The organism is Dialister hominis, from assembly GCF_007164725.1.
GTDB classification, from domain to species: Bacteria; Bacillota; Negativicutes; order Veillonellales; family Dialisteraceae; genus Dialister; species Dialister hominis.
In genome coordinates, this window is the sequence record NZ_AP019697.1 from 913,420 (window position 1) to 926,637 (window position 13,218).

The 13,218-nt window shown below is 42.2% G+C and carries 12 protein-coding genes; all 12 read left to right on the forward strand.

Annotated features, from left to right (window positions below; all coding sequences use genetic code 11):
- The first annotated feature begins 18 nt into the window (after positions 1 to 18).
- Positions 19 to 657 (forward strand): amino acid ABC transporter permease, encoded by a 639-nt coding sequence (locus Dia5BBH33_RS04200; protein ID WP_022381897.1) that lies wholly within the window; start codon positions 19 to 21, stop codon positions 655 to 657.
- 20 nt (positions 658 to 677) lie between these two features.
- Positions 678 to 1,397: an amino acid ABC transporter ATP-binding protein gene (locus tag Dia5BBH33_RS04205; protein ID WP_162849330.1), complete on the forward strand. Its 720-nt coding sequence runs from the start codon at positions 678 to 680 to the stop codon at positions 1,395 to 1,397.
- A 158-nt stretch (positions 1,398 to 1,555) separates the two neighbouring features.
- Entirely contained in the window at positions 1,556 to 1,756 is a 201-nt protein-coding gene (locus Dia5BBH33_RS04210) for a cold shock domain-containing protein (RefSeq protein WP_022381899.1), read from the forward strand.
- A 648-nt stretch (positions 1,757 to 2,404) separates the two neighbouring features.
- Positions 2,405 to 2,944, forward strand: a complete 540-nt coding sequence (gene hpf, locus Dia5BBH33_RS04215; protein WP_022382770.1) for a ribosome hibernation-promoting factor, HPF/YfiA family — start codon at positions 2,405 to 2,407, stop codon at positions 2,942 to 2,944.
- A 150-nt stretch (positions 2,945 to 3,094) separates the two neighbouring features.
- The gene (gene secA / locus Dia5BBH33_RS04220) at positions 3,095 to 5,566 is read left to right on the forward strand and encodes a preprotein translocase subunit SecA (RefSeq protein WP_143332437.1); all 2,472 of its coding nucleotides are present in this window, start codon (positions 3,095 to 3,097) and stop codon (positions 5,564 to 5,566) included.
- A gap of 59 nt (positions 5,567 to 5,625) precedes the next feature.
- Positions 5,626 to 6,739, forward strand: a protein-coding gene (prfB, locus tag Dia5BBH33_RS04225; protein ID WP_288178202.1) for a peptide chain release factor 2 whose coding sequence is annotated in 2 segments (ribosomal slippage) — positions 5,626 to 5,694 and positions 5,696 to 6,739 — 1,113 coding nt in all. Because the reading frame shifts where the segments join, the coding sequence is not laid out codon by codon here.
- Between the two features lie 12 nt (positions 6,740 to 6,751).
- Positions 6,752 to 8,788, forward strand: a complete 2,037-nt coding sequence (locus Dia5BBH33_RS04230) for a DUF5693 family protein (protein ID WP_143332438.1) — start codon at positions 6,752 to 6,754, stop codon at positions 8,786 to 8,788.
- Entirely contained in the window at positions 8,775 to 9,881 is a 1,107-nt protein-coding gene (gene csaB / locus Dia5BBH33_RS04235) for a polysaccharide pyruvyl transferase CsaB (RefSeq protein ID WP_022382774.1), read from the forward strand. Before Dia5BBH33_RS04230 ends, csaB begins: the two co-directional genes overlap by 14 nt.
- Positions 9,878 to 10,711: a transketolase gene (locus Dia5BBH33_RS04240; protein ID WP_143332439.1), complete on the forward strand. Its 834-nt coding sequence runs from the start codon at positions 9,878 to 9,880 to the stop codon at positions 10,709 to 10,711. The genes csaB and Dia5BBH33_RS04240 overlap by 4 nt, the downstream gene beginning before the upstream one ends.
- Positions 10,711 to 11,643, forward strand: a complete 933-nt coding sequence (locus tag Dia5BBH33_RS04245; RefSeq protein WP_162849331.1) for a transketolase family protein — start codon at positions 10,711 to 10,713, stop codon at positions 11,641 to 11,643. Before Dia5BBH33_RS04240 ends, Dia5BBH33_RS04245 begins: the two co-directional genes overlap by 1 nt.
- A 9-nt stretch (positions 11,644 to 11,652) precedes the next feature.
- The gene (gene ftsE, locus Dia5BBH33_RS04250; RefSeq protein WP_143332441.1) at positions 11,653 to 12,339 is read left to right on the forward strand and encodes a cell division ATP-binding protein FtsE; all 687 of its coding nucleotides are present in this window, start codon (positions 11,653 to 11,655) and stop codon (positions 12,337 to 12,339) included.
- Positions 12,332 to 13,216, forward strand: a complete 885-nt coding sequence (gene ftsX / locus Dia5BBH33_RS04255; RefSeq protein ID WP_022382778.1) for a permease-like cell division protein FtsX — start codon at positions 12,332 to 12,334, stop codon at positions 13,214 to 13,216. The genes ftsE and ftsX overlap by 8 nt, the downstream gene beginning before the upstream one ends.
- Positions 13,217 to 13,218: the final 2 nt, after the last annotated feature.

A 13,218-nucleotide genomic window follows, 5' to 3' on the forward strand; every position in this document is an offset into this window, starting at 1 on the left:
ATATAAGGAGAAGTCTCGATGGATTTTGAACTTATTGAGCATGCCCTTCCCATACTGCTTCTTGGAGCAGGTGTGACGATTGAAATCACAGCGGTCAGCGTTGCCATTGGTTTCTTTATTGGCTTGTTTGTGGGCATTGCCAGAATTTCCCAGATGAAAATTTTAAGAATTCTGGCCACTATTTACGCTGACTGCATCAGAGGAACTCCTCTGCTGGTGCAAATCTTCCTTATATATTTTGCACTGCCAATTGTTACAGGGCACAGAGTTGAACCTTTTGCAGCTGCCGTTATTGCCTGCGGTATTAACAGCGGTGCTTATGTTTCTGAAATTTTCAGAGCAGGAATCCAGTCAATCGATATCGGTCAGACCGAAGCAGGAAGATCTTTGGGATTAACATGGTGGCAGACGATGTACTATGTAATACTGCCGCAGGCGGTCAGAAACATTCTGCCGCCGCTCGGTAATGAATTCATTGCGATGCTGAAAGATTCTTCTTTGGTTTCAGTTATTGGATTTGAAGAATTGACAAGAAGAGGACAGTTAATTATTGCTCAGACGTATGGATCCTTTGAAATTTGGACAACCGTTGCAATTCTTTACCTCATTATGACATTAGCAATTTCTCGAGTAGTTGCCGCTTTGGAAAAGAGATAATTATGCCTGAAACAAAAAATTTGATAGAGATCAAGCATATAAGCAAGAAGTTTGGTGATCTTACAGTTTTAAAAGACATCAGCCTGAAGGTCAAGGAAAAAGAAGTTGTGGTTATCATAGGACCGTCCGGTTCAGGAAAAAGTACGCTTTTACGCTGCATAAACGGACTTGAAACACCGACATCGGGCGCTATTTTCTTTGATGGCCTTGAGGTTAACGGGGAAAAGAACATCAATTACGTAAGAACTGAAGTCGGCATGGTCTTTCAGCGATTTAATTTGTTCCCGCATATGACAGTACTGCAAAATCTTATGCTGGCGCCTATGAAGGTAAGAAAGATTTCCTCTGATGAGGCGAAGGAAAGAGGTATGCTTCTTCTGAAGAAAGTCGGCCTTGCTGATAAAGCGGATTACAAACCGGCACAGCTCTCAGGCGGTCAGCAGCAGCGAGTCGCGATTGCCCGTGCTCTTGCGATGAAGCCGAAAGCTCTCTTGTTTGATGAACCGACTTCTGCACTGGATCCAGAAATGGTCCATGAAGTATTGGACGTCATGAAGGAAGTTGCTGAAGAGGGCATGACTATGGTCGTCGTTACTCACGAAATGGGATTTGCCCGTGAGGTTGGATCGCGCGTGGTATTTATCGACCAGGGCGTCACAGTAGAAGAAGGTACTCCGGAAGACGTGTTCAATCATACAAAAGAAGACCGGACAAAGGAATTCCTCTCCCAGGTTCTCTAAACAATCCTGCCATAATTTATTTTTATACCAAAGCCCAAATTTTTATAATATTTGGACAGCTATATTTCGGCTTTTAGATTGACGAAATTAAAAAATTATGGTATTGTTAAAACATGCTCAATCTGAGCAATGTAGTAATTTTTTTAGGAGGAATTTCCATGAAAGGTACAGTTAAGTGGTTCAGTGCAGAAAAGGGCTATGGCTTTATTGAAAGAGAAGAAGGCGGAGATGTTTTTGTTCATTTCTCTGCTATTCAGTCCGATGGCTTCAAGACACTGAATGAAGGTCAGAAAGTTGATTTCGAAATTATTGATGGTGCAAGAGGACCGCAGGCTGCAAACGTAAAAGTTGAAGGCTGATCACTTACTGAAGCAATAGAGCGAAAGTTTCTGAATCAAAGAATGGGAGTAAATCTTTAATGGATTTACTCCCATTTTTCATTTGTTTCATAAATATAAATTTAGGCTTATAGGACATTTCGTGTTGTTTTTATAGTCGATGAGCCCCGCGTTTATCGGGCTCCATCGGCATTTTAAGACTTTCAGTAATTCTTAAAGGGTGGACAAAACGTGTTGGTAAAAAGCCTCAAACCCCTGATAAATACAGGCTAAAATGGGATTTTATCTTTTCAGTGTGAATAATCTTCTGGAAAGATTATCGTTATGAAAAATAGATGCCCTTATTGTGTCTTTATCTGCTGCTGATGCGGAAAAGTGCGCATTTGAACACAAATCTGGAAGTGCTGAGAATATGGGCGCTTTTACGCTTCCAGCTAATTGTGATGAGATGGATTACAGTGCAGCTCGGGCGTATTTCAGTATGCCCCGTATTCTGCCCTTAATACAAGCATAATATAAATTTTTACCAACACGTTTTGTCCTATAACCCTAAATTTATAGTATGCTAATTATGATTAAATAATTTTGATTTGAAAAAAATTATAAATATCGTATAATAAATACATAAGGATAAGCAATTCAGCTTATTAAGGAAAGGGGGATCTTATTATGGAGTTAACAGTAAGAGGCAAAAATCTTGAGATCACCGATGCTTTACATACTTATGTAGAAAAGCATACGGGAAAGATTCAGAGGTACTTTGATAAACCCATTAAGATCAATGTTTTACTTCGCATTTCCAATATGACGAAAACTTGTGAAGTGACAGTGTTTGTTGATGGCGTAATTCTTCGTGGTGTTGAAAAGTCTGACGATATGTACAAATCGATCGACCTTGTTTTTGACAAAGTTGAAAGACAGATTCATAAATATAAGACACGCCTGGCAAAGAAATTCAAAGAAAGAAACACGCTCAGCAAACAGTTTATGCAGGAAGAAGAAGCTGTACAGCCTGTATCTGAATCTGCTTTTGAAATTGTTAAGACCAAACATTTCAACATTACCCCAATGTCTCCGGAAGAAGCAATTCTTCAGATGAATCTTTTAGGACATAGTTTCTTCATGTTCTTCAATTCCGAGACCGAAGGAATGGCTGTCGTTTATCGCAGAGATGACGGCAAGTATGGTCTGATTGACGCTAACAAATAAATTAGTAGAGATTAATGAAAAAGGGAGCGGAATATTCCGCTCCCTTTTGACTATATGGGGGTATTTTGATAAAATAAACAAGATGTACAGATGAATAGATATGCTGGAAGGATTAGATTCTTGAATCAATTTAAATAAGGAGCTGCTTCGATGTTTGATAAGTTTTTTGACAGGTTGTTCAATGGTTCAAATGAGAAAGAGATCAAAAAGATCCGCAAGATCGTTGAACAGGAAATAAATCCTCTTGAAGGTTCAATGAAGAAACTTAGCGATTCCTCGTTGGCAAACAAAACAAATGAATTTAAGGCAAGACTGGCGAAAGGGGAAACTCTTGATGATATCCTGCCGGAAGCTTTTGCTGTAATACGAGAAGCATCCCGCCGTGTACTTGGCATGCGTCACTTTGATGTGCAGCTGATTGGCGGTATTATCCTCCACAAGGGAAATATTGCTGAAATGTGCACCGGCGAAGGCAAGACCTTGGTTGCAACTGCTCCGGTATATTTGAACGCTCTGGAAGGAAAGGGCGTACACGTCATCACTGTCAACGATTATCTTGCTAAGCGTGATAGTGAATGGATGGGCCAGGTTTATAAATTCTTAGGACTTACTGTAGGACTGATTGTACATGATCTTGATTTCAACCAGAGAAAGATTGCCTACAACTCAGATATTACCTACGGGACAAACAATGAATTTGGCTTTGATTATCTTAGAGATAATATGGTCACATCATTGGATCAGATGATACAGCGTCCGCTGCATTTCTGCCTGATCGATGAAGTCGACTCCATTCTGATTGATGAAGCACGTACACCATTGATCATTTCCGGACCGGGACAGAAATCTACGGATAATTACTACGTAATGGCAAAACTTGTCCCGCAGCTGAAGAAGGATGAAGATTACACAATTGATGAAAAGCAGAAAACTGTTGCACCGACTGAAGCCGGTGTTGCAAAGATGGAAAAACTGCTTCATGTAGATAATCTTTATGACGCAGAAAATCTGGAATTAAACCATCTCTTCGTTCAGGCCCTGCGTGCGCAGGCCATGATGGAAAGAGACCGTGACTATGTCGTCAAGGATGGCGAAGTAGTTATTGTTGATGAATTTACCGGCCGACTGATGTATGGCCGTCGTTACTCTGATGGCCTCCATCAGGCTATTGAAGCAAAAGAGGGACTGGAAGTACAGCGTGAAAGCCAGACTCTGGCAACAATCACCTTCCAGAACTACTTCAGAATGTATGCTAAGCTCGCCGGTATGACCGGTACTGCAAAAACGGAAGAACAGGAATTTATCAAGATTTACGGACTTCCTGTACTTCAGGTTCCAACCAATAAACCGATACTGCGTAAGGATCTCCCCGATGTTGTCTTCAAGACAAAAGCAGGGAAGTACAGAGCGGTTGTCAAGGAAGTTCAGCGCAGACATCAGACCGGGCAGCCAATGCTTATTGGTACAACGTCGATCGAACAGTCCGAAGAACTCTCACATCTTTTGACCCAGGCAGGCATTGTCCACAGTGTACTGAATGCTAAATATCATGAACGTGAAGCAATGATTGTCGCTCAGGCAGGCCAGAAGGGGCAGGTTACCATCGCAACGAATATGGCAGGCCGTGGTACGGATATCCAGCTTGGCGAAGGTGTTGCTGAACTTGGCGGACTTGCGATTATTGGTACTGAACGTCATGAAAGCCGAAGAATTGATAATCAGCTTCGCGGACGTGCCGGCAGACAGGGCGATCCGGGTTCAAGCCAGTTCTTCCTTTCGCTGGAAGATGATCTTCTCAGAATCTTCGGTGGCGATAATATAAAGAAATTCATGGAAAAGATGGGCCTTGATGATGATGAACCGATCAACAGCAAGATGGTTTCAAATGCTATCCAGAAGGCCCAGAAACGTGTAGAAGCTCGTAACTTTGATATACGTAAGTACGTTCTCGAATACGACGATGTCATGAACCAGCAGCGTAAGGTCGTCTATGAACAGAGAAGAAGAATCCTTGAGGGCGAAAACATGAAGGACCAGATCCTGAACATGGTCGACACAATCATTGAAAAAGGAATGGAAATTTACGCTGATCCCAAATTATATCCGGAAGAATGGGATTTTGCCGGCCTTCTGAAGTATAGTGAAAAGTACTTCCTCTCACCGGGTGAACTTACGGTAGAACAGCTTGAAGAAATGAGCCGTGAAGAAGTAGAAGACAAACTGAAAACATGCGCTCATGAAACATATGACTCCAGAGAAAAATCCATTGGATCTCCTATGATGAGAGAACTCGAAAAGGCTGTCATGCTTAAAGTTGTCGATTCCAAATGGATGGAACATCTCGATGATATGGACATGCTCAAGGAAGGCATCGGCCTGCGTTCCTATGGTCAAAGAAATCCGATCGTAGAATACAAAGTTGAAGCTTATGACATCTTTGAGGAAATGCAGCAGGCTATGATGGAGACAATCATTCTCTATCTGTATCACATTCAGATCAGATTTGCTGAAGAGCCTCCGGCTGAAGCTGTAGAACAGGATGACCATTTGAAAGATGCAACACCTCATTATGTCAATGAAGATTCATCCTATACAGACAATGAAAATGCCAGCAAGAATTAAGTCACTTCACATATAAAGAATACCAAGCATTGAATAAAGAGAGAGAGATGATATATCAGATGTTAGAAGATTTAAAGAAAACACTAACTGATTTACTGAGTCATGAGAGAGAAATAAGGGATTCACTTTGACTTACCCAGACTGAAAGAACGAATCAAGAGTTATGACGTCCAGATGAGCGATCCGACATTCTGGAATGATGCTGACAAGGCCAGAGAAATTTCCCAGAAGGCGACAGAAGCAAAGGATGCTTATGAAACATATACAAATCTGTTTCAGCGTGCAGAAAGCTTGAAGGATATCCTTGACCTGGCAATCGAAGAAGATGACCAGGAAATGGAGCCTGAAATTGCAGAAGAATTAGCCGAGGTCAAGGCAATCCTTGATAAAAAGGAAATAGAACTTCTTCTGAGCGGCCAGTATGACAAGAATAATGCCATTATCACGTTCCATGCCGGTGCTGGCGGTACGGAAGCTCAGGACTGGACAGAGATGCTCATAAGAATGTATATCAAATGGGCTGAATCAGAAGGCTTTACGATAGAAGAACTCAATATGCTCCCAGGCGATGAAGCTGGTATAAAGAGTGCGGAATATATGGTCAAGGGAGAGTATGCTTACGGTTTCCTGAAATCCGAAAAAGGCGTTCATAGACTTGTCAGAATATCTCCGTTTGACGCTGCCAAACGCCGCCATACTTCATTCTCTGCTGTTGATGTAATGCCGGAAATCAGCGATGATGTCCAGGTGGACCTGAATATGGCTGATGTCAGGGTCGATTACTATCGTTCAAGCGGTGCAGGCGGACAGCACATTAATAAAACAAGTTCAGCTGTCCGTATGACACATATCCCTACCGGGATTGTGGCAGCCTGCCAAAACGAACGTTCACAGTTCCAGAATAAAGAGCAGTGCTTAAGACTCCTTCGCGCAAAGCTTTATGAACTAGAATTGAAAAAACGTGAAAACATGACAAAGGAAATTGAAGGCGAGCAGCAGTCGATTGAATGGGGCAGCCAGATTCGTTCCTATGTTTTCCAGCCGTACACACTGGTAAAAGATAACAGGACTGGTGTAGAAACAGGCAATATCCAGGGTGTCATGGACGGAGATCTGAATCCATTTATCGAAGGTTACCTGAAGATGAACAAGTTCAACTCCAAGGCACAGTAAAAGGTGGAAATAATGAAAGCTATGCATAGTGGTTTTGTTAAGGTTTTAACAGTTTTAATATGCATTGGTGCAATTGCTGCAGGGATGATCTCCCTGCAGCGTAATCATGTAGAAACTGCTGCAAGAACCGTAGAAATGGTTTATGATTACAATAATATTATCGACAGCGCATCTGTGGAGAAAAAAACACCGGATGAGCTTTTTTCGCTTTATAAGCAAAGTGGGATAACCTCTCTGGCAGTGTATGATGAAACTCCGGAAAAATTGGTTAATCATAACTATTTGAAGGTTTACCGTGGTTCTGATTTTGCTTTTAGAAATCCTTCTGAAGCAGGCAGGATCGATAAAGATAAGATTTACATTCAGCAGGGTTCAGAAGATAACAGCGCCGAATATTTCGGCGAAGTAAAAGAGCACCTGAATGCACTTCTTCGTCCTGAAGACTTAGAAGAACATCAAATTGCAGGCACCGATACACTTGAAGTGAACGGAGCATATGATAAATTTATGACGATGCCTCTTGGCATATTCAAGCAATCCATCAAAAATGCGGCTGCAAAAGGATTCTATGTAGTAGTAAGACCATCCAATATCCCGCATGTAACACAAGATGATGTTCAGCTGTTCTTGGATGCTGTATCGTCTTCGGATAAAGTGAGTGCTGTTATATTCCAGGGAAAGGAAGCGTTGGGATATAAAAGCCAGCTTAAATATCTTGCCGGCGGGCTCCAGAAACTTAAAATCCCCGTTGTTCTTATAGAGGCTCAGAATCAGCTCGGCTTTGAACGCCAGGATGGTATTTTGGATCTTGCAAGATATATGGACTATGATGTCGTCCGTCTGTATGCCATGTCAAAAGATGAACTGATTAAAATCAGTCCGGATGAAGCTGCATCCAGATTCTATATTTCTGATATTGAACGAAATATAAGGATGAATCTTTTCCCGTCTTACAAGTTTGCTGCTGATGGCAAGACCTTGTCTGAGACGAATGCAGAATATATTTCTGATGTCAAGCAGAGGCTTGAAGAACATGGTTTCTCGGTAGGGAAGGCTTCCATCATGGAACCATATTTCCCTAATTCCATAGTACGCGCTATTGCTATGGCAGGTGCTGCATCATTATGCGTACTTGCATTTGTTCTGATATTCCCTGCCGCATTTAAATTCGGATATGTGATTGAAATCGCTGTGCTCCTACTTACACAGGGCTTATTCTGGCTGACGCATTCCGTCCTGCCTTTGCAGATGCTTGCCCTTGGATGTGCCGTCTGCACTCCGGTAGTTGTTGTGTCTTTATTCCTTGAATATTGCATCAAGCAGAAGAACAAAGCTTTCTCCGAAATCGGCTGGGGCAGACTCTTCGTGGAATCCGTCGCTATTCTGTGGATTGCAGGAATTCTTTCCCTTATCGGCGCCCTGTTTATCAGCGGCCTTCTCGGGGACATCAGATTCTTGCTGGAGATGCAGATTTTCAGAGGTGTAAAAGTAACCTTTTTGCTCCCTATTATCCTGGTATCCATTATCTATATTCAAAAATTCCCTTTCTTCGGACATGTAGTTGCATCAGACAGAGATTTCGTTCAGTTTGTCAAGAAATTCTGCTCTGTACAGATAAAGCTGGGATTATTGGCCGGGCTTGGGATTCTTGCAATTGTCGGGTATGTCTTTATAGGCCGCAGCGGTAATAATGGGGCTCCTATACCTGCTTTTGAAATTGCCTTAAGACGTTTCCTGGAAGATACCATGTATGCCCGTCCAAGAGAAAAAGAGTTCTTGTTCGGACACCCCGCCATCCTGCTGTCTTTGGCTGCATTATATAGGAAATGGCCGCAGATCCTGCATTATCTCTTAATTCTTGCGGTAACGATAGGGCAGGGATCCATGGTCGAAACCTTCGCGCATATGCGCAGCCCCTTTATCCTGAGCTTTATCAGGGGACTGGATGGTCTGGCCGCTGGTACGCTGTCCATGGTTGCAGCACTTTTGGGTGTAATGATTCTGGCACGAATTACTAAGTTTTTTGGAGAACGATATGGCAAATTATAAAATCGTAATCTCTGGCTATTATGGTTTTAATAACGCCGGTGACGAAGCCATGCTGTCAGCCATAATACAGTCACTTAGAAGTACTTTTGATACTCCGGAGATTACTGTTATTTCTGGTTCTCCAGCCAAGACATCCTGGATTTTTGATGTTAAGGCAATTCCGCGCTTCGGCATGCTTCCTATCATAAAAAGTATATTCCGTTCTGATCTCATCATAAGCGGAGGCGGAAGCCTCCTGCAGGATGTGACCAGCTGGAAAAGCATGATTTATTATTTATCCATCATTACGCTGGGCGTTTTATTCAGGAAACGGGTCTTCCTTTATTCACAGGGGATAGGACCGGTCAGATACCGTGTAATCAGAATTGTACTGAAACATGTCCTTAACCATGTGGATGTTATAACGGTCAGGGATAAGGAATCAAAAGGTTTTCTTGAAAGACTGGGTGTCAAACGCAGGATATATACAACGGCAGATGCCGTCCTTTCACTGCATCCCCCGAAGCTGGAACCTGGAAGAGCAATTCTTGATGCAGAAGGGATTCCCGCCGATAAGAAAATCATTGGCGTTGCCATCAGACGCTGGGAGAAAAAGTATTCCTGGACAAATGATTTGATTTCCTACATTAATAAGATTGCTTCGTTGAAAGATTATGCTGTTGTCTTTATACCGATGCAGTCACCTGATGACAGAGTGGCTTCCGAAGAAATAGCAGGAAATCTTGCTAAGGAAAATATTTTCCGTCTGCAGGGCGGATATACTCTGGACGAATTAATTTCTATTATCGGCAATTGTAATCTGATTGTTGGAATGAGACTGCATGCCTTGATCTTTTCTGCACTGATGAGGGTTCCTTTTATAGGGATTTCCTATGACCCTAAAATAGATAACTTTTTGAGTTTGATTGGTCTTGAACCGGGTGCTTCTGTGCAACATCTGGATGCAGAAAAGTTGTATAATAAGACATGTCACATCCTTGAACACGGAATGCCTCCTAAGGTATGGGATTCTGTTCAAGATCTTCAACATTATGCAGGTGAAAATGCTAATATTCTGAGACGCTTTGTTGAAACAAAGGAGGAAACCAGATGAGTCATCTGAGTGAAAGTGAAATTCAGGGCCTGAAGAACAAGGCTAAAAATTTGCGTATTGATATTATAAAAATGATAACTAAAGCAAATTCGGGACATACAGGAGGCTCCTTATCTGTCATCGATCTGCTGACTTTATTATTCTTTAAAGAAATGAAAGTGAATCCAGCCCAGCCTCAGGATAAGGAAAGAGACAGATTTGTCCTCTCCAAGGGTCATGCAGCTCCGGCTCTGTACGCTGTCCTGGCTGATAAAGGATATTTCCCGAAGGAAGAATTGTCTCATTTAAGACAGGCTGGTCATATCCTTCAGGGGCATCCGGACATGAAACATATCCCGGGTGTGGATATGACAACAGGTTCTTTAGGCCAGGGAATCAGTGCTGCATGCGGCATGGCTCTCTGTGCAAAAATAGATAAAGCATCCTGGAGAGTTTATGCAGTTCTCGGCGATGGAGAATTAGAAGAAGGCCAGGTCTGGGAAGCTGCAATGTATGCAGGAAATTACAAACTGGATAATCTGACTGCATTCGTTGATAACAACGGCCTGCAGATTGACGGACCTATTACAAAGGTCATGTCTCCGCTGCCTATTGCTGATAAATTCAAAGCTTTTGGATGGAATGTTTTATCAGTCAATGGACATGATATGGCTGAACTTCATGATGCTATTGAAAAAGCAAAAGCCACAAAGGGCAAGCCGACAATGATAATCATGAAGACTGTCAAGGGCAAGGGAATCCCTGAAATTGAAAATCAGGTTGGCTGGCATGGCAAAGCACCGTCAGAAGAGGAATGTGAAAGATTTATTAAAGTTCTGGAGGCAGAATAATGGGTAAAGCTACGCGTGACGCTTATGGTGAAGTTTTAAAAGAATTAGGTGGAGAAAATCCGGACATTGTCGTATTAGATGCTGATTTATCCTCATCAACAAAAACACAGGTATTTGCTAAAGCCTACCCTGATCGTTTTTTCAATACCGGTATTGCCGAAGCAAATATGATGGGTGTAGCCGCAGGCTTAGCTGCTGCAGGAAAAATTCCGTTTGCATCCACATTTGCAGTTTTCGGGGCTGGCAGAGCCTATGAACAGATTAGAAACTCTATCTGCTATCCTAAATTAAACGTTAAAATTGCCGTAACACATTCAGGTCTGACTGTTGGTGAAGATGGTGCTACCCATCAGATGCTCGAGGATATTTCTCTGATGAGAGCATTGCCTAATATGACTGTAATTGTTCCTGCAGATGGCGAGGAAACAAAAGCTGCAGTTCGCTGGGCAGCTTCCTATCATGGTCCTGTTTATATCAGAATGGGTCGTGCAAAATGCGAAGACATCACGCCGGAGGGCCATGTCTTTACGCCAGGATGCTGCACCACTTTAAGAGAGGGCAGTGATTTGACGATCATCGCCTGCGGAATCATGGTCGAAAAAGCAGTACAGGCCTCTGATGAATTGGCAAAACAGGGAATTTCTGCCAGAGTTCTTAACATGAGCTCTATTAAACCGATTGATGAAGCTGCCATTAACAAAGCTGCTTCTGAAACAGGTGCGATTCTTACATGTGAAGAACACACCGTCAAAGGCGGTTTAGGCGGAGCTGTCGCTGAAGTTCTCTGCCTGAATAAACCGGTTCCCATGTCTATGATTGGTACGAATGACACATTTGGCGAATCTGGCAAAGCAGAAGATTTATTAAAGAAATACAATCTGACTTCAGAACATATTGTAGAAGAGGCAGTAAAACTTATCACTAGGAAGTGAGGATTTTTAATGATTACTTTTGATGATGTGTCATTAAATTATGATGCCAGACATACTGCTTTAAGCAATATAAATATACATATCGACAAAGGAGAGTTTGTCTTTATCGTAGGCCCCAGCGGAGCGGGGAAGTCAACCTTTGTTAAGATACTCACACATGAACTGGTTCCTGAAACCGGTTCTGTCATTGTAAATAACATCAAGATCAATAAGCTCAAACCCAGCAAAGTACCTTATTACAGAAGAAGTCTTGGAATTGTATTCCAGGATTTCAGGCTGCTGTCTGAAAAAACAGTTTTTGAAAATATAGCTTTTGTACTGAGGGTTACTGGTACAAAATCGAAAGACATCAAGGAAAGAGTCAATAAAGTTCTCGATCTTGTAGGACTTCGTGGAAAGGAAAAAGAGCTTCCGAGCAAATTATCCGGTGGTGAACAGCAGAGAGTTGCTATTGCGCGTGCTTTAGTTAATCAGCCCACATTACTTATCGCCGACGAACCGACGGGCAATCTGGATCCTAAGACATCCGAAGAAATTATGAAGCTTTTTACAGAAATCAATCATATGGGAACAACTATTATCATGGTTACCCATAATAAAGATCTGGTTAATGCTATGCATAAAAGGGTTGTAAATATCGAGGAGGGCCATATTGTCAATGATGTGAAGAAAGGTGGCTATGATCTAAATGTTTAGTTCTTTATCTTATTTTTGGGGTGAAACATTTAGGTCCCTCTTAAGAAACAGATTCATGGCTCTGGCTTCCATTCTGACAGTAACGCTTTCCATGTTTATACTCGGGGTATTTCTTGCTGCTGTTCTGAATATTAACCATATGGCGTCCTATCTGGAAAATCAGGTGGAAATGACGATATATCTTAAGGATGGTCTCACCACCAATCAGGTAATGGATGTTGGCAAACAGTTAAAAACTCTTCCAGGCCTCAAGGAAATTTCATTCACAAACAAGGATCAGGCCATGGCTGAATTCCGCGAAAGGATGAAGGATCAGCAGGGGCTTCTGGATGCAATCAACGGCAATCCGCTTCCTGCTTCTTACAAGACATCCTTTACCACTCCGGATCAGCTGAAAGAAGCTGCACAAACGGTAGCAAAATATAATAGTGTCGAAAGTGTGCAGTATGGACAGGATATTATTGAACAGCTTTATAAAGTTGCTCAGGTAATAAGAATCAGCGGCGTTGTTCTTATTGCATTCCTGGCAGGCGCAGAACTGTTTATTATTTCCAATACCATCCGCCTTACAGTCTTTGCAAGAAGGCGCGAAATTCAGATTATGAAGTATGTCGGCGCTACTAACGGCTTCATCCGCTGGCCATTCCTCTTCGAAGGCATGATTATAGGCCTGATTGGTTCCGGTATTGCTTCTTTCATCTTATGGGAAGGCTATAAACTGGCAATCAATGAAATGACCGGGGCAGGGCTTGTATTTATCCCTATCATTCCTCTCTGGCCATTCATGATGTATACCACCTTGATCATTTTGGCCATTGGTATAATTATCGGCATACTGGGCAGTGCAATTTCACTTCGTAAATATATGAAGGTGTAATT